Below are 18,541 nucleotides of genomic sequence, written 5' to 3'. Positions count from 1 at the left end.
TATGTGGCGCCAGGTATGTACAATTCGTGCATACCGAATCCGTCGGTGCCGAGGAGGTCCCCGTGGAAGCCATCGTTGCCGAACGAGGTCAGATCACCCTGCCCAAGGCCGTCCGCGACGCGCTGGGCCTGACCAAGGGCACCCTCCTCAAGGTGGAGCTGGAGGGCGGGCGCATCATCCTGCGCAAGAACGTCGACGACGCCATTTCGCGTGCGCGCGGCCGCTTCAAGCTGCCCGAAGGCGTGACCACCGACGACATCATGCGCGAGTTGCGCGGCCGCGCCCCGGGCGATCCGGTGGACGTCTGACGCCATGACCGCGCCGGCCGGCAACACCATCGCCATCGATACGTCCGTGCTGATCGACCTGCTCGGCGAGGACGCTGGCATGGCCGATGCGGCGGAGCAGTGCGTCCGCGATGCATTGGCGCAGGGCCCCGTCGTGCTGTGCGACGTGGTCGTCAGCGAGATCACCGCCGGCCTGGGGCACGGCACCGACATCATGGACGTGGTCGAGGAGATGGGGATGCGTTACCTGCCCGTGGAGCGCCGTTCGGCGATTCGCGCCGGCGAAATGCAGCGCCGCTTCAACCAGCGCCGCCGCGCGACGGGGCAGGCCGGCCAGATGTCCCCGCGCACCGTACCGGACTTCATCGTCGGGGCCCACGCGCTGCTGCAGTGCGCCGGCCTGATCACCCGCGATGCCGGGTTTTTCCGCGACTACTTCAAGGGCCTGAAGATCATCGTGCCCAAGACGGTCGCTTGAACGAACCAAGTCAAAGAGCCTGAGTTTTTCCTGGAGAGAACCATGTTGGAAGCCTACCGCCACCACGTTGCCGAGCGCGCCGCGCTGGGTATCCCGCCGCTGCCGCTGACCGCGCAGCAGACCGCCGATGTCATCGAACTGCTGAAAGCTCCGCCGGCGGGCGAGGAAAGCTTCCTGCTCGACCTGATCACGAACCGCGTTCCGGCCGGCGTCGATGACGCTGCCAAGGTGAAGGCCTCGTACCTCGCGGCTGTCGCCTTCGGCACCGAGAAGAACGCGCTGATCACCCGCGCCCGCGCCACCGAGCTGCTGGGCACGATGCTCGGCGGTTACAACATCCACCCGCTGGTGGAGCTGCTGGACGACGCCGAAGTCGGCACCGTCGCGGCGAATGCGCTCAAGCACACGCTGCTGATGTTCGACGCTTTCCACGACGTGCAGGAAAAGGCCGAGAAGGGCAACGCGAACGCCAAGTCCGTGCTGCAGAGCTGGGCCGACGCGGAGTGGTTCACCAGCCGTCCGGAAGTGCCGGAGTCGATGACGATCACCGTCTTCAAGGTGACCGGCGAAACCAACACCGACGACCTGTCGCCCGCGCCCGACGCCACCACGCGTCCGGACATCCCGCTGCACGCGCTGGCGATGCTGAAGAACAAGCGCGACGGCACCGAACCGGAAGAAGACGGCAAGCGCGGCCCGGTCGCCTTCATCGAATCGCTGAAGAGCAAGGGTCACCTGGTCGCCTACGTCGGCGACGTGGTCGGCACCGGTTCCAGCCGCAAGTCCGCCACCAACTCGGTGCTGTGGTTCACCGGCGAGGACATTCCGTTCATCCCGAACAAGCGCTTCGGCGGCGTGTGCCTGGGTTCGAAGATCGCGCCGATCTTCTACAACACGATGGAAGACGCCGGCGCGCTGCCGATCGAACTCGACGTGTCGCAGATGAACATGGGCGACGTGGTCGAGCTGCGTCCGTACGACGGCAAGGCGCTGAAGAACGGAGAAGTGATCGCCGAGTTCTCGGTGAAGTCCGACGTGCTGTTCGACGAAGTCCGCGCCGGCGGCCGCATCCCGCTGATCGTCGGTCGCGGCCTCACGGCCAAGGCGCGCGAAGCGCTGGGCCTGCCGGCTTCGACGCTGTTCCGCCTGCCGCAGAACCCGGCCGACACCGGCAAGGGGTATTCGCTGGCGCAGAAGATGGTCGGTCGCGCCTGCGGCCTGCCGGAAGGCAAGGGCGTCCGCCCGGGCACGTACTGCGAGCCGAAGATGACGTCGGTGGGGTCGCAGGACACCACCGGCCCGATGACCCGCGACGAGCTGAAGGACCTGGCCTGCCTGGGCTTCTCGGCTGACCTGGTGATGCAGTCGTTCTGCCACACCGCCGCGTACCCGAAGCCCGTGGACGTGAAGACGCACCACGAGCTGCCGGCGTTCATCAGCAACCGTGGCGGCATCGCGCTGCGCCCGGGCGACGGCGTGATCCACAGCTGGCTCAACCGCATGCTGCTGCCCGACACCGTCGGCACCGGCGGCGACTCGCACACGCGTTTCCCGGTGGGCATCTCGTTCCCGGCCGGTTCGGGCCTGGTCGCGTTCGCCGCGGCCACCGGCGTGATGCCGCTGGACATGCCGGAATCGGTGCTGGTGCGCTTCAAGGGTGAGATGCAGCCGGGCGTCACGCTGCGCGACCTGGTCAACGCGATCCCGCTGGCCGCCATCAAGCAGGGTCTGCTGACGGTCGCCAAGCAGGGCAAGAAGAACATCTTCTCCGGCCGCATCCTGGAGATCGAAGGCCTCCCGCACCTGAAGGTCGAGCAGGCGTTCGAACTGTCCGACGCCTCGGCCGAACGCTCCGCCGCCGGCTGCACGGTCCATTTGGACAAGGCGCCCATCATCGAATACATCACCAGCAACATCACGCTGCTGAAGTGGATGATCGCCGAGGGTTATGCCGACCCGCGTTCGCTGGCGCGCCGCATCAAGGCCATGGAAGCCTGGCTGGCCAACCCGCAGCTGCTGGAAGGCGATGCCGACGCCGAGTACGCGGCGGTCATCGAGATCGACCTCAACGAAATCGTCGAGCCGATCCTGGCCTGCCCGAACGACCCGGACGACGTGAAGACGCTGTCCGACGTCGCCGGCGCGAAGATCGACGAGGTCTTCATCGGTTCGTGCATGACCAACATCGGTCACTTCCGCGCCGCCGCGAAGCTGCTGGAAGGCAAGCGCGACATCCCGACCCGCCTGTGGGTCGCGCCGCCGACCAAGATGGACGCGTCCGAGCTGACCAAGGAAGGCCACTACGGCACCTTCGGCACGGCCGGCGCGCGCATGGAAATGCCGGGCTGCTCGCTGTGCATGGGCAACCAGGCGCAGGCGCGCGAGGGCGCGACGGTGTTCTCCACATCCACCCGCAACTTCCCGAACCGCCTGGGCCGCAACACCAACGTGTACCTGGGTTCGGCCGAGCTGGCCGCCATCTGCTCGCGCCTGGGCCGCATCCCGACCCGCGAGGAATACATGGCCGACATCGGCGTGATCAACGCCAAGGGCGCGGAGATCTACCGCTACATGAACTTCGACCAGATCGAGGACTACCGCCAGGTGGCGGAGACGGTCGCGGCCTGATCGTCGAGTCGTAGTCGATCGCCCCGTTGCGATGCAAAAAACCCCGGCAACCGCCGGGGTTTTTTGTGCGCCTCGTCGCTGTCCCCGCACATGGCCGATCGCACACGCGCGGTGCGTGACAACAGTCAAGGACTTGTGGGGCGCGCCGTTATCTCATTCGCGGCACGCAGGGGGAATGCGACATGAGAACCGACAAGCCGGCCCGGTCCGACCGGGTGGAGCAGGCGATGCGCTGGACGATCGCCGCGGCGCTGGTGGCCGCGGTGTGGTGGGCACTGGGGTTCGGCTCGATCTCGGGCTGACGAGCGTCGCCGAACGGCGGCTCAGCCTTCCAGGTGGTCGCGCACGGCCTCGAGCAGTGCGCGCCGGCGCAGCAGGAAGTCCCAGAGGCTGCCGCCGCACTGGCGCCACAGCACGGCCGAGCGCACGGCCGCCAGCAGGATCGCGCGCACTTCCGACACCACCGTCGCCTGCCCGAGGTAGTGCGGGTTGCCCTGCACCAGCACGCGCGGGCGCAGGTGGCTCAGGGTTTCGGCATACAGCGCGCCCAGCGCGGCCATGACGTCCGGGTGCGTGGCGCCCATTCGCTCGGCATTGCCGGCTTGCGCGCGAATGCCCGCCTGGACACGCCGGCCCATGTCGTCGTCGCGCACGAAGCGGCGTTCCAGCTGCATCACCGCCAGCACCAGGCGCGGCAGCTGCTCGTCGCGCTGGGAGCTGCCGAAGTAGTCGCGCAACAGCGTGAGCCCCGGGCGCAGCGCCTCGAGGTCGCCGTAGACCGCGGCGGGCGAGGGCGCATCGATCCGGAACACCGAATCCATGGCGGTGGCGAGGATGGCGGCGTTCGCCTGTCCGGTGTCCGCGACGCGCCGCACCTGCGCCAGGGCCTGCACGAGGCCGGCAAGGGCGAGGACGCGCGTGGACATCGACGTGTTCTGGGTCATGCGGCTCGGGCCTTCAATCGTTCTTCCAGGGGCGCGTCCGTGGCGGCGATCACCGCGCCGCCCAGGCAGACCTCGCCGTCGTAAAGCACCAGGGATTGCCCCGGCGTGACCGCGCGCTGCGGACGGGCGAAGCGCACCGCCAGCGTGCCGTCGTCGCGTACTTCGACCTCGCAGGCCTCGTCGGCCTGGCGGTAGCGGGTCTGCGCGGAGCATTCGAAGCGTGACGCGGGCGCGCTGCCCGCGATCCAGTGCGCCGCTTCCGACCACAACGCCTGCGAATGCAGCCACGGGCTGTCGGCGCCCTGGTCGACGTACAGCACGTTCTCCGTCACGTCCTTGCCGACCACGTACCACGGCGCCGCCTCGAAACCGCGCACGCCGCCGATGTTCAGCCCTTCGCGCTGGCCGAGGGTGAAATAGAACACGCCGGGATGGCGGCCGATCACGCGGCCGTCGGGCGTGCGCATCTCGCCCTCGCGCGCGGGCAGGTAGCGGCCGAGGAACTCGCGGAAATCGCGTTCCCCGATGAAGCAGATGCCGGTGGAGTCCTTCTTCGCCGCGGTGGGCAGGCCGGCGTCGAGCGCCATCTGCCGCACATCGCGCTTGAGCAGCCCGCCCAGCGGGAACTTCGTCGCCGCCAGTTGGGCTTGCCCGAGCTGGTGCAGGAAATAGCTCTGGTCCTTGCTGCGATCCACCGCGCGCAGCAGCAGTTGGCGGCCGTCGCGTTCCTCGACCCGGGCGTAGTGACCCGTCGCGATGAACTCCGCGCCCAGCGCGCGCGCTGCGTCGAGGAAATACTTGAACTTGATCTCGCGGTTGCACAGCACGTCCGGATTGGGCGTGCGGCCGGCGGCGTACTCAGCCAGGAAATGTTCGAAGACGCCGGCCCAATACTCGCCGGAGAAATCGCGGAAATGGATCGGCACGCCCAGGCGCCCGCTGACGGCCACCGCGTCGCGGCGGTCGTCTTCGGCGCGGCAGTCGCCGCTACCATCGTCGGCCCAGTTCTGCATGAACAAGCCGGCGATCGGCTCGCCCTCGTCGCGCAGGCGCAACGCGGCCACGGAGGAATCGACGCCTCCGGACATGCCGACGATGGTGCGCGCCGCGGTGCTCATGCCAGGTGCTGGGTGAGTTCCAGGGGATGGCGACGGCCGCCGAGGAAGTCGGCGGCCACCCGCCAGACGAGCGGGCTGCGATGACGCGCACTGGCGGCTTCCAGCTCACTGGGCGTCATCCACAGGGCGCGCACGATGCCTTCATCGAGCGGGCGGGCCGGGTCGTGCGAGACGGGCTCGGCGGCGAAGGCGAAGCGCAGGTAGTGACGACCGCCGCTGCCATCGGGGTTGAGCGGCGCCTTCCACTGGTAGGCACCCACGAACGCCGTCAGGCGCACGTCCCAGCCGGTTTCCTCGCGCGTCTCGCGCAAAGCGGCTTCGATCAGGGTCTCGTCGGGCTCCAGGTGGCCCGCCGGCTGGTTGAGGACGAGCTTTCCGCCCACGGACTCCTCCACCAGCAACAGGCGCCCGGCGTCCACCACCACCGTGGCGACGGTGACGTCAGGCTGCCAGAAGCGACCCTGACGGTAGCTCATCAGAACTCGTCCTTGCCGGTGAGTTCCAGTTCCATCTGGTCGGCGGTGCGCAGGACGAAGTCGAGCGCGTCGTCGAGCTGTTTCGCGGTCGCATCGGCCGCCAGCTTGACCACGAACACCGCCATGTCGCCCTGCTTGACCCAGCCGCCGAGCTTGCTGGACTGGCTGTCCTCCAGCAGACGGTTGGCGACCTCGACCGGGAAGCGGCCTTCCGGCGCGCGGTACGCCGGCGCCCAGACCTCACGGATCTTCGTGTCGCCGAAGCTCTCCACCGTGGAGATCACGAACGCCAGCTGCGAGCGGTCGTTGTCCAGGTCGAAGGTGAGCTTGTAGTCGCCGTCGTCGTCGACCTCGTACTGGTAATCCAGGCCCTTGAGCTGCTTGGCGACGGCGGGATCGGCAGAACGCTCCGTTGCACTCGTGGAGGCCTTGTCGGCGGCAACCGTCGGCATCGAGATCGACCACGACAGCAGGGCGATGGCGAGTACGTGAAGACGCATGAACCTTCCTGAGATGTGTGACGTACGTAAGAGTCCATTGTGCCGGCCGGCAGGCACGGGCGTCCACGACCGCCTGGGCGGGCACCCTATAATCCGCCCATGGCCAAACAGACCGAACATGAGCACCAGCACGGCGTCCTGGTGGAGACCGGAAAGCCGGAAATCGCCCGTCCGCCGCTGTATTCCGTCCTTCTGCTGAACGACGACTACACGCCGATGGACTTCGTGGTGGAGGTGCTGATGCGCTTTTTCGCCATGAACGCCGAAAAGGCCACCCAGATCATGCTCCACGTGCACACCCGCGGCCGCGGCGTGTGCGGCGTTTTCACCCGCGAGGTTGCAGAATCGAAGGTGGCGCAGGTGAACGAATTTTCAAGACTCAACCAACATCCCTTGCTGTGCACCATGGAGAAGGCCTAAAACTTCCGCTCAGTACGTCCTGAGCGATAAGGGGGGACCCTCCGGTTCCCGGGCCTTGCGAGCATGGAATTCCCCATGCCCGTCCCCATCTAGGACGGCAGTAGCTTCCGGAGGCTTACGCCACCATGTTCAGCAAGGATCTCGAATACAGCATCGGCCAGTGCTACAAGCGTGCCCGCGAGGCGCGCCATGAGTACATGACGGTCGAACACCTGCTGCTGGCGCTGCTCGACAACCCCTCGGCCGAAAGCGTGCTCAAGGCCTGCGGAGTCGACTTCCCGCGCCTGCGCACCGACCTGGAACAGGCCATCGCCACCTCGGTGTCGGTGCTGCCCGAGGACGTCGACCGCGACACCCAGCCCACGCTGGGTTTCCAGCGCGTCCTCCAGCGCGCGGTCTACCACGTCCAGTCCAGCGGCAAGAAGGAGGTCACCGGCGCCAACGTGCTGGTGGCGATCTTCGGCGAGAAGGACAGCCACGCCGTCTACTTCCTCAACCAGCAGGACGTGGCGCGCCTGGACGTCGTCAATTACATCTCGCACGGCATCGCCAAGCAGGGCGGCGAGGAGCCGTCGCGTTCGCAGGAAGACGGCGAATCGCATTCCGGTGAAGGCGGCGAGGGCGAGGGCAAGGGCGACGCACTGGCGGAGTTCGCCGTCAACCTCAACCTGCTCGCGCGCGAAGGCAAGATCGACCCGCTGGTCGGCCGTGCCGACGAGGTGGAACGCACCATCCAGGTGCTGTGCCGCCGCCGCAAGAACAACCCGCTCTACGTCGGCGAGGCCGGCGTGGGCAAGACCGCCATCGCCGAAGGCCTGGCCAAGCGCATCGTCGACGGCGACGTGCCGGACGTGCTGGCCGACGCCACGATCTACGCGCTCGACCTGGGCGCGCTGGTCGCCGGCACAAAGTACCGTGGCGACTTCGAGAAGCGCCTGAAGGCCGTCCTCACCCAGCTCAAGAAGCTGCCCGAGGCCGTGCTCTTCATCGACGAGATCCACACCATCATCGGCGCCGGCTCCGCCAGCGGCGGCACCATGGATGCGAGCAACCTGATCAAGCCGGCGCTGGCGTCGGGCGAGCTGCGTTGCATCGGCTCGACCACGTTCCAGGAATACCGCGGCATCTTCGAGAAGGACCGCGCGCTGGCCCGTCGCTTCCAGAAGATCGACATCGTCGAGCCGACGGTGGGCGAGGCCTATGAAATCCTGCAGGGCCTCAAGCCCAAGTACGAGGCGCACCACGGTGTGACCTACGCCGACGAGGCGCTGCAGGCCGCGGTGGACCTGTCGGTCAAGCACATCGGCGACCGCCTGCTGCCCGACAAGGCCATCGACGTCATCGACGAGGCCGGCGCGCGCCAGCGCTTGCTGGCCGAAGGCCTGCGCAAGAGCCTGATCGACGTGGAAGAAATCGAAACCATCGTCGCCAAGATGGCGCGCATCCCGACCAAGCAGGTCAGCGCGTCGGACAAGGACGTGCTCAAGAACCTCGAGCGCAACCTGAAGATGGTGATCTTCGGCCAGGATCCGGCCATCGAGACCCTGACTTCGGCGATCAAGCTCGCCCGCTCGGGCCTGGGCAATCCGGACAAGCCGATCGGCAACTTCCTGTTCGCAGGTCCCACCGGCGTGGGCAAGACCGAGGTGACCAAGCAGCTCGCGCTGCAGCTGGGCATCGAGCTGGTCCGCTTCGACATGTCCGAGTACATGGAGCCGCACTCGGTCAGCCGCCTGATCGGCGCGCCCCCGGGCTACGTCGGCTTCGACCAGGGCGGCCTGCTGACGGAGAAGATCGTCAAGACGCCGCACTGCGTGCTGCTGCTGGACGAGGTCGAGAAGGCCCATCCGGACATCTTCAACATTCTGCTGCAGGTCATGGACCGTGGCGTGCTCACCGACACCAACGGCCGCGAGGCGAACTTCAAGAACGTGATCCTGGTGATGACCACGAACGCCGGCGCCGCGCAGGCCTCGCGTCGTTCGATCGGCTTCACCAAGCAGGACCATTCCACCGACGCGATGGAGGCGATCCGCCGCGGCTTCACGCCGGAGTTCCGCAACCGCCTGGACGCGGTGGTGCAGTTCCAGGCGCTGGGCTTCGACCACATCCTGCGCGTGGTGGACAAGTTCCTGATCGAGCTGGAAACCCAGCTGCACGAGAAGGACGTGGCGCTGTCGGCCACGCCGACCGCCCGCGACTGGCTGGCCCAGCACGGCTTCGACCCGCTGATGGGCGCCCGCCCGATGGCGCGCGTGATCCAGGAGAAGATCAAGCGTCCGTTGGCCGACGAGTTGCTCTTCGGAAAGCTGGTCAACGGCGGCAAGGTCACCATCGACGTCAAGGACGACGAACTGGTCGTCACGGCTCAGGCCGAGCCGGAGAAGCTGTTGCCGGCGACGGTGTGATCGTTCGAAGCACGACAAAGCGCCGGGCCGCATCGAGCGGTCCGGCGTTTTGCTGTCAGGCCCCCGCTGTCAGGACTTTGCGACTTCGCGCAGTGCCGCCAACGCCTGATCGACCTGGTCGGGTGTGTTCATCAGGCCGCCCGCCAGGCGCGCATAACTCACCGCGTACGGACTGCTGCTGGCGAGGACCTTGCGGGCAACCATCGCCGCGACGATCTGCTCCGGCGTCTTCCCCTTGAGTTCGAAACAGCAGATTCCGGCCGACAACGCCGGGTCCCTTGGCGTATGCAACGTCAGGCCCGGAATGCCGGCCAGCCCGTCCTTGATGCGACCGTTGAGTTCGGCGATGCGGCCCGCTACTCGCGGCCGCCCCAGCTGCTGCTGGAGCGCGAACGCGCTCGCCAGTCCCCAGTGGTGTTCGTAGGCGTGGAATCCGCCCGGCGTGACACGCGCGGCGACATTCGGTCCGCGCACGGGACGGTCTTCCATCCAGGCTTCGTAGAGTTCGAAGTCCGAGAAGGACGGGATCGTCGGCCGCAGCCGCGCCCAGTTCTCCGCCGATGCCCACACCAGGCCGGTCCCGCGCGGGCCGAGGATCCATTTGTGCGTGCCGGCGCAGAAGTAATCGACGCCCAGTTCGGCCGCAGCCACGTCGACGCAGCCGAATCCGTGCACGCCATCCAGCACGATCCGCACGCGCTGCTCCTCGCTGCGCTTGGCGTTGATCGCGGCGACGGCGTCGGCGATCTCGCGCACCGGCGCGCGCAGGCCGGTGCTGGATTGCACCCATGTGATGCCGAGCACGCGCGTCTTCGGGCCGATGCCTTCGCGAACCGCGGCGACCATGCCCTCGACGGTCGCGTCTTCGGATCGCTCGAACAGGCGGATCTTCCGGACCGTCGCGCCATTGCGCAGCGCAGACAGGCGGATCGACTCGTGGTGGACGACGTGATCGTGCACGGTGGTCAGGATCTCGTCGCCCGGCTTGAGTTGCAGGCCGTGATAGACCAGCGCGAGTCCCATCGTGGTGCTGCCGGTCAGCGCGATGTCGTCCGCACGTCCTCCGAGGTAGGGCGCTGCGGCCTCGCGCACGACGCGCTCCAGGTTCTGCTCATCGGTCCCGAACATGCCGTGCTCGACCGTGAGCAGCGGGTTCGCATCCAGGGTGCGTCGGAAGGTTTCGATGGCCTGGCGCACCGGCTCCGGGTGCGAGGCGATGAAGAAGCCGGAAAAGTGCAGGTAGGCCGGATCGAGGCGGAAGAGGCCGCGTACCGACTCCCAGTCGTCCAGCCGCGGCAACGGCGGCGTGTCGGCGACCAGGGCGGCAAGCAGTCCCGTGGGCGCCGCGGCGGCGGCGAACAGCGCGCCCTGTGCTGCGAGGAACGCTCGACGGCTGGGCATGGCGGTGTCCCGAAAGCGGCCGGTGGCCGGTTCTGGGGAACAACGCGGGATGTCGGGCGGCACGGTCACCCGGAAACGAAGAAAGCGGCCATGGGCCGCTTTCCAGTCAAACAGTTACCGCAATTTTATGAAGTGGATTCGCCGGGAATCACTTCATGCGGTAAGTGATACGACCCTTGGTCAGGTCGTACGGGGTCATTTCGACCTTCACCTTGTCGCCGGTCAGAATGCGGATGTAGTTCTTGCGCATGCGACCGGAGATGTGGGCAATGATCTCGTGCCCGTTTTCGAGGCGCACCCGGAACATGGTGTTCGGAAGGGTTTCCGCCACCGTGCCCTCGAATTCGATCACGTCATCTTTTGCCATGTGGTTCCTGGAGTGTGGGGTCGTGGTGCCGCCCCGGGATCGGGAACGGTCAACGAAGCCCCGCATTTTGCCATGCCGGTGGCGTTCGTGCAAAAAATCGGTTAAGGGTCCGCTGGAACCGGCCCTGAGGGCCTTGCGGGGGCCGCCAGCCGCGAGGCCGGCCAGTGCCCGACCCGCTCCGACCAGGTCCCTACGGTGCCGGGCATTTGGGTCAGTTCCGCGACAGCCGCGACGAACCGCGGTCTGGGCCAGCACTGCGCTCCCAGGCTGAGCAGGTGGTCGTTCTCCACCTGGGCATCGATCAGTGGCCAGCCCCAGTCGCGCAGGTGCCAGGCCAGGGCGGCGAGGGCGACCTTGGATCCGCCGGATTCCGCGCTGAACATGCTCTCGCCGAAGAACATCCGGCCTATCGCCATGCCGTAGATCCCGCCGACGAGCCGGTCGCCGTCGAAGACCTCGATCGAATGCGCATGACCGAGCGCGTGCATGCGCTCATAGGCCGCGCGCATCTCCGGCGTGATCCACGTGCCGCGCTGGCCTGGGCGTGACGTGTCTGCGCATGCGCGGATGACCTGCGCGAAGGCGGTGTCGGCGCGGACGTCCCAGTGCGAGCGACGCAGGCTGCGGCGAAACCTGAACGACAGCCTCACGGCGTCGGTCGCGAACACCGTGCGCGGGTCCGGGCTCCACCACAGGATCGGCTGCCCCTGCGAGTACCAGGGGAAGATCCCGTGGCGATACGCGTTGAGCAGGCGTGTCGGCGTCAGGTCGCCGCCCACGGCGAGCAACCCGTCGGGCTGGCGCAGGGCGTCTTCGACCGGCGGGAACGGCGCGTCGGGCTCGGACGGCAGCAGGGCGGGCAGGGTGCTCACGCCGGGGATGATGGCGCATCGCCCTGTGCCGCGCCCGCGTCCGCCTTGAAGGGCGAATGCCGCGCGAGCGTGCTCGCATAAGCGCGGACGGACTCGGCCTCCTGGGCACACCAGTCGCGCAGCGCGTCGCGGAAGTCGTCGTGCGCGACCCAATGGCGGCTGCGCACGAACGTGGGCAGGAAGCCCCGCGCCAGCTTGTGCTCGCCCTGTGCGCCGGGTTCGAAACACGTGAGGCCTTCGCGCAGGCAGTAGTCGATGCCCTGGTAATAACAGGTCTCGAAATGCAGTCCCGGCGCCATCTCGCTGGCACCCCAGTAGCGACCGTACAGCGCGTCGCCGCCGCGCATGCACAAGGCCCCGGCGATCGGGCGATCGGCGCGCATCGCCAGGACGATGACCAGCGCCTGCGGCATCGTGCGGGCGAGGTGATGCAGGAACTCCAGCGTGATCGCCGGGTGGTTGCCGTACTCGGCGAAGGTCTGAAGGTAGAAGCCGTGCATCGTCGCCAGCTCGTCGTCACTGGCCTGCGTGCCGTCGACTATGCGGAACGTGATACCGGCCCGCGCGACCTTCGCGCGTTCCTGGCGGATGTTCTTGCGGTGTTTGTGATCGAAGGCCGCGAGGTAATCGTCGAAGTCGCGCCAGCCGCGGTCGTTGCGCCAGTGGTATTGCAGATCCAGGCGCTGCAGCCAGTCGTCGCCGAAATCGGCGTCTTCATCACGCCGGTGGAAATTCACGTGCGCCGACGACAACCCGTTGCTTGCGCACAACGCGGCCATCCGCTCGGTCAGCATTCGCCGTCGCTGCGGCGTACGTGCGAGCAGGCGCGGCCCGGTGACGGGCGAGTAGGGCACGGCGCACAGCCATTTCGGAAAGTACGCCAGTCCGGCGCGGTCGTACGCGTGCGCCCAGGCGTGGTCGAACACGAACTCGCCGTGCGAGTTCTCTTTCAGATACGCCGGTGCGGCGGCGATCAGTTCATCGTCTTCCCACAACGTCAGATGCTGCGCGCGCCAGCCCCATTTCGCGCGCAGGCAGTCGTGCTCTTCCAGGCCGTGCAGGAAGGCGTGCGCGACGAAGGGATTGGCGCCGTCGTGCAGCGCGTCCCACTGCGCGGAGGAAACCTCCGCCAGCGATTCCAGGATGCGCACCTTCACCATCGCTCAACCGCCGGACTGGCCGCGATAGACGTCGGGGTCGTGTCGCTGCATGTGGCGTTCGGGCTGCGTCAGGCCGGTGAAGCCCAGACCGGCGTAGAGCCCCTGCATGTCGCGCGTGACCAGGTGCCAGCGGCGCAGGCCCTGCAGCGCGTCGTCGGCCATCAGTGCAGCGACCAGCGCGCGGCCGTGGCCGCGGCCACGGAACGGTTCGAGTACGAAGACATCCGCGAGATAAGCGAACGTCGCGCGGTCGCTGATCGCGCGCGCGAAGGCAACGAGGCGGCCGTCGATGTAGCCGCCGTAGCAGACCGAATTCGCCAGTGCGCGGCGCAGCGTGTCCAGCGGAATGCCCGCGGCCCAGTAGGACTCGCGGGCGAGGAAGTCGTGGATGCGCGCCAGGTCGTCTTCGTCCAGCTGCTCCTGCAGATGCGGACGGATATCGAGCGTGCGCTCCACGACTTCGTGCATCAGCCTTCCTTGTCGAGGAACTTCTCGGCGTCCAGCGCAGCCATGCAGCCGAAGCCGGCCGAAGTGATCGCCTGGCGGTAGACCTGGTCGGCGACGTCGCCGGCGGCGAACACGCCCGGCACGGACGTGTGCGTGGCGTTGCCGTCCAGGCCGGTCTTGATGACGAGGTAGCCGTTCTTCATCTCCAGCTGGCCCTCGAACAGCGAAGTGTTCGGCGTGTGGCCGATGGCGACGAACAGGCCGTGGATCGCGATATCCTTCGTCGAACCGTCCTGCACCGACTTCACGCGCAGGCCGGTCACGCCGACGTCATTGCCGAGCACTTCATCGACCTGGTGGTGCCAGATCGGCTCGATCTTGCCGGACTGGATCTTCGCGAACAGCTTGTCCTGCATGATCTTCTCGGCGCGCAGCGTGTCGCGGCGGTGCACGAGGTAGACCTTGCGCGCGATGTTCGACAGGTACAGCGCTTCTTCGACCGCGGTGTTGCCGCCGCCGATCACCGCCACGTCCTGCTCCTTGTAGAAGAAGCCGTCGCAGGTCGCGCACGCGGACACGCCGCGGCCCTTGAACATCTCTTCCGACGGCAGGCCCAGATACTTCGCGGTGGCGCCGGTGGCGATGATCAGCGCGTCGGCGGTGTATTCGCCGCTGTCGCCGATCAGGCGGAACGGGCGCGAGGATAGATCGGCCGTATGGATGTGATCGAAGACGACTTCGGTATCGAAGCGTTCGGCATGCGCCTGCATGCGCGCCATCAGGTCCGGGCCGAGCAGGCCGTGCGCGTCGCCGGGCCAGTTGTCGACCTCGGTGGTCGTCATCAGCTGGCCGCCCATCTGCAGGCCGGTGATCACCAGCGGCTTCAGGTTCGCACGCGCGGCGTAGACGGCGGCCGTCCAGCCGGCCGGGCCGGAACCGAGGATGATGACTTGGGAGTGCTTCGATGGGCTCATGGGTATAATTGCGGGCTCGGGAATGCGCTGCGCGCGGTGTGTTCCGCCATACGCAGGCGTGCTGTCGGAAAGTCCGTACGCAGGCGTGTCGATGGAACGTCGGAGTCATAGCTTGGCGGCGCGGTCCCCCTAAAACAAGGCACTGAACCGGACCTCCCGCGCGACGCAATGTTGCACTGCGCCGTGAGGCCATCCACGCGACGGACGACAATGGCGGCGACGCGCCGCCGATGCGGCGTTTTTTTCGTCACCACCACACCCCACGAGCCGCGCAAGCCCGCGCGGCTTTTCAACGATCGAAGGTAAGAGACATGCGGATCGGCGTTCCCAAGGAAACCAAGACCCTCGAAGGGCGCGTAGCGCTCGTTCCGGCTGCGGCCGGCGACCTGGTCAAGCGCGGCCACGAGGTCTGGATCGAAAAGGATGCCGGCATCAAGTCGGGCTTCAAGGACGAGCAGTACACCCAGCTCGGCGTGAAGATCGCGCCCGACGCGGCCGCGCTGTACGAGAAGGGCGAGCTGATCGTGAAGGTGAAGGAGCCGATCGCCGGCGATCTCGCCCATCTGCGCAAAGACCACCTGCTGTTCTGCTACCTGCACCTGGCCGCCGAGCCCAAGCTCACCCGCCAGTTGCTCGACATCGGCCTGACCGGCGTCGCCTTCGAGACCGTCGAGCTGCCCAACGGCGACCTGCCGCTGCTGGCGCCGATGTCGGTCATCGCCGGCAAGATCGCGGTGCAGGTCGGCACGCACCTGCTGCACCAGCCCGAAGGCGGCAAGGGCAAGCTGCTCGGCGGCCTGCCGTCGACCGAGCGCGGCAAGGTCGTGGTCTTCGGCGCGGGCAAGGCCGGCAGCGCGTCGGCGCAGCTGGCCGCGGCGGGCGGCTCGAATGTCGTGGTGTTCGAAATGCGCCAGGACCGCATGGACGAAATGATGCGCCTGGGCAACAACGTCACCGCGCTGTACCCGTACGCCGACGTCGTCGCGCGCGAAGTGGCCTCGGCCGACCTCGTCGTCGGCGCGGTGCTGGTCACCGGCGCCAAGGCCCCGCACGTCATGAACCGCGAAATGCTCAAGGGCATGGAAGCCGGCAGCGTGCTGGTCGACATCTCGATCGACCAGGGCGGTTGCTTCGAAACCTCGCGCCCGACCACCTGGAAGGAGCCGACCTACGTCGAAGAGGGCGTGACCCACTTCTGCGTGACCAACATGCCCGGCGCCGTGCCGCAGACCAGCTCGCAGGCGATCTGCGCGGCGATCCTGCCGTGGGTCAACAAGCTGGCCTCGGGCGACTCGTGGCGCCAGAACCAGGCGCTGGTGCGCGGCATCAACGTCGAGGGCGGCAAGATCGTCCACCCGGCGCTGCAGGACATGAAGGTCTAAAAGCCGGGATTCGGGAGACGGGATTCGCAGGAGTGGGTCCCGCCGCACCCGGGGAGTCCCGAACTACAATCAAGGAGCCCGGGCGGCCATGGGTCGCCCGGGCTCCGTCCGTTTGGCACCCGAAGCCGTGGCTTCGACCGGTCGGGAGGCGTAACGAGGGTTGGGGAGCGAATCTCCAATCCCAAATCACGAATCCGCCGCTTCTGTCGTATATTCAACAACTAACGCAATCCATTTGAGGCAGAACATCACGGTGGCGCAAGCGTCCGCAGCCAGTCGAAAGAAGCTCAAGGCCGAGAAGCTGCCGCCGTCGCCGCGCAAGCAGCGGCTGATGCGCGACATCGCGCTGATCCTGATCGCGCCGCTGCTGCTGTATCTGCTGGCGAGCCTGGTCACGTTCTCGACGCAGGATCCGGGTTGGTCGCATTCGGGCAGCGTGACCGCGCCGCTGCACAACGTCGGCGGGCGCGTGGGTGCCTGGACGGCGGACGTGCTGCTGTATCTGTGCGGCTACGTCGCGTTCCTGCTGCCGATCATGCTCGGCGCGATCGCGTGGATCGCGTTGTTCGGCATGGACAGCGACGGCGATGGCGACGCGGACTTCGGTCCGGCGCTGCGGCTGGTCGGCATCGTCGGCTTCCTCGTTTCGGCCACGGGCCTGCTGGAGCTGCGCGTTGGCCATGCCGAAGCGTTCTCCGCGCGCGCCGGCGGCATCCTTGGCCAGCTCGTCGGCAAGTCGCTCTACAGCGGCTTCGGTCCGGTGGGCGGCAACCTGTTCCTGCTCGCGCTGCTGCTGGTGTCGGTGACGCTGGCGACCGGGCTTTCGTGGTTCGCGGTGATGGACAAGATCGGGCAGTGGGTGCTCGCGCTCGGTCCGACGGTGAGCAAGCTGTTCCGCCAGGGCGAGAAGCAGGCGACCGAGTGGCAGCAGACGCGCGCCTTCCGCGAGGAGCGCGAGGAAGCCCGCAAGGCCGACACCCAGCTGCGCGCCAAGCGCGAGCCGGTGAAGATCGAACCGCCGCCGCCGGCCGCCGTCGTAGAGAAAAGCGACCGCGCCAAGCGCGAGACGCAGATTCCGCTGTTCCACACCGGCGACGGCACCGGCATTCCGCCGCTGGCGCTACTCGACGACCCCAAGCCGCAGCCCAAGGGCTACAGCGAGGAAACGCTCGAAACGCTGTCGCGCCAGATCGAATTCAAGCTCAAGGACTTCCGCATCGATGCGCAGGTGGTCGGCGCCTATCCGGGCCCGGTCATCACGCGCTTCGAGCTGGAGCCGGCGCCGGGCATCAAGGTCAGCCAGATCAGCACGCTCGACAAGGACATCGCGCGCGGGCTGTCGGTGAAGTCGGTGCGCGTGGTCGACGTGATCCCGGGCAAGTCCGTGATCGGCCTGGAAACGCCGAACACCTCGCGCGAGATGATCTTCCTGTCCGAGCTGCTGCGCTCGAAGGAATACGACAAGTCCACCAGCCCGCTCACGCTGGCGCTGGGCAAGGACATCGCCGGCCGTCCGACGGTGGCCGATCTGGCGCGCATGCCGCACCTGCTGGTCGCGGGCACCACCGGTTCGGGTAAGTCGGTCGCGGTCAACGCGATGGTGCTGTCGCTGCTCTACAAGGCCTCCGCGAAAGACCTGCGGATGCTGATGATCGACCCGAAGATGCTGGAACTGTCCGTCTACCAGGGCATTCCGCACCTGCTGGCGCCGGTCGTCACCGACATGAAGGAAGCCGCCAACGGCCTGCGCTGGTGCGTGGCCGAGATGGAGCGCCGCTACAAGCTGATGTCGGCCGTGGGCGTGCGCAACCTGGCCGGCTTCAACAAGAAGGTGAACGACGCCATCGCCGCCGGCCAGCCGATGATGGACCCGCTGTTCAAGCCCAACGCCGAACTGGGCGAGGGGCCGCGTCCGCTGGAAACGCTGCCGTTCATCGTCATCTTCATCGACGAATTCGCCGACATGATGATGATCGTCGGCAAGAAGGTGGAAGAACTCATCGCCCGCCTGGCGCAGAAGGCGCGCGCCGCCGGCATCCACCTGATCCTGGCCACGCAGCGTCCGTCGGTGGACGTCATCACCGGCCTGATCAAGGCCAACATTCCCACGCGCATCGCGTTCCAGGTGTCGAGCAAGATCGACTCGCGCACCATCCTCGACCAGTCCGGCGCCGAGACGCTGCTCGGCCACGGCGACATGCTGTACCTGCCGCCGGGCACGGCGATGCCCGAGCGCGTGCACGGTGCCTTCGTGTCCGACGAGGAAGTGCACCGCGTCGTGGAGCACCTCAAGCAGGTCGGCGGCGGCCCGGACTACATCGAGGGCGTGCTGGACGAAGTGCAGACGATGGGCGATGGCGTCGTCGTCGGCGCGACCGGCCTGCCGGAAAGCGGCGGCGGTGGCGGCGACGAATCCGACCCGCTTTACGACGAGGCCGTGCGCATCGTCACCGAGACGCGCCGTGCGTCGATCTCCGGTGTGCAGCGTCGCCTGAAGATCGGCTACAACCGCGCCGCGCGCCTGATCGAGGCGATGGAAGCCGCGGGCGTGGTGACGCCGCCGGAGCACAACGGCGACCGCTCGGTGCTGGCACCGCCGCCGCCGAAATGAATCTCGCCGCGGCCGCCGCCGCGGCGTCGAGGCCTGTTCAGACAACCGCCGGCACACTCGCCGGCAAT

At 67.4% G+C, this 18,541-nt stretch carries 17 protein-coding genes; 7 read left to right on the top strand and 10 right to left on the bottom strand.

The genetic code is table 11. The features are described from left to right. Positions 1-62 precede the first annotated feature (62 nt). From AAFF32_RS13910 to acnB, 3 genes are read left to right on the top strand one after another with little or no spacing between them, the layout of a single operon-like run. Positions 63-308 (top strand): AbrB/MazE/SpoVT family DNA-binding domain-containing protein, encoded by a 246-nt coding sequence (locus AAFF32_RS13910; RefSeq protein WP_216966511.1) that lies wholly within the window; start codon positions 63-65, stop codon positions 306-308. A gap of 4 nt (positions 309-312) precedes the next feature. After that, positions 313-765, top strand: a complete 453-nt coding sequence (locus AAFF32_RS13905) for a type II toxin-antitoxin system VapC family toxin (RefSeq protein ID WP_216966509.1) — start codon at positions 313-315, stop codon at positions 763-765. Between the two features lie 42 nt (positions 766-807). Further along, positions 808-3,393 carry a bifunctional aconitate hydratase 2/2-methylisocitrate dehydratase gene (acnB, locus tag AAFF32_RS13900; protein ID WP_342315514.1) on the top strand — a complete coding sequence of 862 codons (2,586 nt, stop codon included), beginning with the start codon at positions 808-810 and terminating at the stop codon, positions 3,391-3,393. A gap of 323 nt (positions 3,394-3,716) precedes the next feature. On the opposite strand, the gene hflD is transcribed toward acnB, so the two are convergent. Genes hflD through AAFF32_RS13880 form a run of 4 tightly spaced genes read right to left on the bottom strand, consistent with a single transcriptional unit; the run spans position 3,717 to position 6,431 of the window. Further along, positions 3,717-4,319, bottom strand: a complete 603-nt coding sequence (hflD, locus tag AAFF32_RS13895) for a high frequency lysogenization protein HflD (RefSeq protein WP_216966505.1) — start codon at positions 4,317-4,319, stop codon at positions 3,717-3,719. Positions 4,320-4,333: 14 nt separating this feature from the next. Beyond that, positions 4,334-5,455: a tRNA 2-thiouridine(34) synthase MnmA gene (gene mnmA / locus AAFF32_RS13890; protein WP_342315513.1), complete on the bottom strand. Its 1,122-nt coding sequence runs from the start codon at positions 5,453-5,455 to the stop codon at positions 4,334-4,336. Continuing rightward, positions 5,452-5,931 (bottom strand): NUDIX hydrolase, encoded by a 480-nt coding sequence (locus tag AAFF32_RS13885; RefSeq protein WP_216966501.1) that lies wholly within the window; start codon positions 5,929-5,931, stop codon positions 5,452-5,454. The genes mnmA and AAFF32_RS13885 overlap by 4 nt, the downstream gene beginning before the upstream one ends. Continuing rightward, the gene (locus AAFF32_RS13880; RefSeq protein ID WP_254201115.1) at positions 5,931-6,431 is read right to left on the bottom strand and encodes a YbjN domain-containing protein; all 501 of its coding nucleotides are present in this window, start codon (positions 6,429-6,431) and stop codon (positions 5,931-5,933) included. Before AAFF32_RS13880 ends, AAFF32_RS13885 begins: the two co-directional genes overlap by 1 nt. A 99-nt stretch (positions 6,432-6,530) precedes the next feature. Between AAFF32_RS13880 and clpS the strand changes: the two genes are divergently transcribed. Together clpS and clpA are read left to right on the top strand one after the other, a co-directional pair. Beyond that, entirely contained in the window at positions 6,531-6,851 is a 321-nt protein-coding gene (gene clpS / locus AAFF32_RS13875; RefSeq protein ID WP_115841517.1) for an ATP-dependent Clp protease adapter ClpS, read from the top strand. 125 nt (positions 6,852-6,976) lie between these two features. Then, complete coding sequence (gene clpA / locus AAFF32_RS13870; RefSeq protein WP_342315512.1) at positions 6,977-9,259, top strand: ATP-dependent Clp protease ATP-binding subunit ClpA; 2,283 nt, start codon at positions 6,977-6,979, stop codon at positions 9,257-9,259. 69 nt (positions 9,260-9,328) lie between these two features. On the opposite strand, the gene AAFF32_RS13865 is transcribed toward clpA, so the two are convergent. The 6 genes from AAFF32_RS13865 to trxB form a co-directional block, all read right to left on the bottom strand. Then, the gene (locus tag AAFF32_RS13865) at positions 9,329-10,660 is read right to left on the bottom strand and encodes an aminotransferase class V-fold PLP-dependent enzyme (RefSeq protein WP_216966497.1); all 1,332 of its coding nucleotides are present in this window, start codon (positions 10,658-10,660) and stop codon (positions 9,329-9,331) included. Positions 10,661-10,808: 148 nt separating this feature from the next. Then, on the bottom strand, positions 10,809-11,027 hold the full coding sequence (infA, locus tag AAFF32_RS13860; protein ID WP_031372296.1) for a translation initiation factor IF-1: 219 nt from the start codon (positions 11,025-11,027) through the stop codon (positions 10,809-10,811). 101 nt (positions 11,028-11,128) lie between these two features. Continuing rightward, the gene (aat, locus tag AAFF32_RS13855; RefSeq protein ID WP_342315511.1) at positions 11,129-11,899 is read right to left on the bottom strand and encodes a leucyl/phenylalanyl-tRNA--protein transferase; all 771 of its coding nucleotides are present in this window, start codon (positions 11,897-11,899) and stop codon (positions 11,129-11,131) included. After that, on the bottom strand, positions 11,896-13,059 hold the full coding sequence (locus AAFF32_RS13850; protein ID WP_342315510.1) for a GNAT family N-acetyltransferase: 1,164 nt from the start codon (positions 13,057-13,059) through the stop codon (positions 11,896-11,898). The genes aat and AAFF32_RS13850 overlap by 4 nt, the downstream gene beginning before the upstream one ends. A gap of 3 nt (positions 13,060-13,062) precedes the next feature. Next, the gene (locus AAFF32_RS13845) at positions 13,063-13,527 is read right to left on the bottom strand and encodes a GNAT family N-acetyltransferase (RefSeq protein ID WP_216966491.1); all 465 of its coding nucleotides are present in this window, start codon (positions 13,525-13,527) and stop codon (positions 13,063-13,065) included. After that, on the bottom strand, positions 13,527-14,480 hold the full coding sequence (gene trxB, locus AAFF32_RS13840; RefSeq protein WP_342315509.1) for a thioredoxin-disulfide reductase: 954 nt from the start codon (positions 14,478-14,480) through the stop codon (positions 13,527-13,529). Before trxB ends, AAFF32_RS13845 begins: the two co-directional genes overlap by 1 nt. 311 nt (positions 14,481-14,791) lie before the next feature. Here trxB and AAFF32_RS13835 point away from each other — a divergent pair, with 311 nt between their 5' ends. Next, the gene (locus AAFF32_RS13835; RefSeq protein ID WP_216966487.1) at positions 14,792-15,862 is read left to right on the top strand and encodes an alanine dehydrogenase; all 1,071 of its coding nucleotides are present in this window, start codon (positions 14,792-14,794) and stop codon (positions 15,860-15,862) included. A 253-nt stretch (positions 15,863-16,115) separates the two neighbouring features. Beyond that, positions 16,116-18,473, top strand: coding sequence for a DNA translocase FtsK 4TM domain-containing protein (locus AAFF32_RS13830; RefSeq protein ID WP_342315508.1), 2,358 nt, complete (start codon positions 16,116-16,118; stop codon positions 18,471-18,473). The last annotated feature ends 68 nt before the right edge of the window (positions 18,474-18,541 follow it).

The sequence above is a fragment of the Lysobacter sp. FW306-1B-D06B genome (genome assembly GCF_038446665.1).
Taxonomy (GTDB): domain Bacteria; phylum Pseudomonadota; class Gammaproteobacteria; order Xanthomonadales; family Xanthomonadaceae; genus Lysobacter_J.
Note: the sequence above shows the minus strand (reverse complement) of the source record. Positions and strands in the feature narration are given on the sequence as shown.

Bases quoted from the DNA above. Each gene is read 5' to 3' on its own strand.
- AAFF32_RS13905 (WP_216966509.1), top strand. From the start codon at position 313: ATGACCGCGCCGGCCGGCAACACCATCGCCATCGATACGTCCGTGCTG.
- acnB (WP_342315514.1), top strand. From the start codon at position 808: ATGTTGGAAGCCTACCGCCACCACGTTGCCGAGCGCGCCGCGCTGGGT.
- hflD (WP_216966505.1), bottom strand. From the start codon at position 4,319: ATGTCCACGCGCGTCCTCGCCCTTGCCGGCCTCGTGCAGGCCCTGGCG.
- mnmA (WP_342315513.1), bottom strand. From the start codon at position 5,455: ATGAGCACCGCGGCGCGCACCATCGTCGGCATGTCCGGAGGCGTCGAT.
- AAFF32_RS13885 (WP_216966501.1), bottom strand. From the start codon at position 5,931: ATGAGCTACCGTCAGGGTCGCTTCTGGCAGCCTGACGTCACCGTCGCC.
- AAFF32_RS13880 (WP_254201115.1), bottom strand. From the start codon at position 6,431: ATGCGTCTTCACGTACTCGCCATCGCCCTGCTGTCGTGGTCGATCTCG.
- clpS (WP_115841517.1), top strand. From the start codon at position 6,531: ATGGCCAAACAGACCGAACATGAGCACCAGCACGGCGTCCTGGTGGAG.
- clpA (WP_342315512.1), top strand. From the start codon at position 6,977: ATGTTCAGCAAGGATCTCGAATACAGCATCGGCCAGTGCTACAAGCGT.
- AAFF32_RS13865 (WP_216966497.1), bottom strand. From the start codon at position 10,660: ATGCCCAGCCGTCGAGCGTTCCTCGCAGCACAGGGCGCGCTGTTCGCC.
- infA (WP_031372296.1), bottom strand. From the start codon at position 11,027: ATGGCAAAAGATGACGTGATCGAATTCGAGGGCACGGTGGCGGAAACC.
- AAFF32_RS13850 (WP_342315510.1), bottom strand. From the start codon at position 13,059: ATGGTGAAGGTGCGCATCCTGGAATCGCTGGCGGAGGTTTCCTCCGCG.
- AAFF32_RS13845 (WP_216966491.1), bottom strand. From the start codon at position 13,527: ATGCACGAAGTCGTGGAGCGCACGCTCGATATCCGTCCGCATCTGCAG.
- trxB (WP_342315509.1), bottom strand. From the start codon at position 14,480: ATGAGCCCATCGAAGCACTCCCAAGTCATCATCCTCGGTTCCGGCCCG.
- AAFF32_RS13835 (WP_216966487.1), top strand. From the start codon at position 14,792: ATGCGGATCGGCGTTCCCAAGGAAACCAAGACCCTCGAAGGGCGCGTA.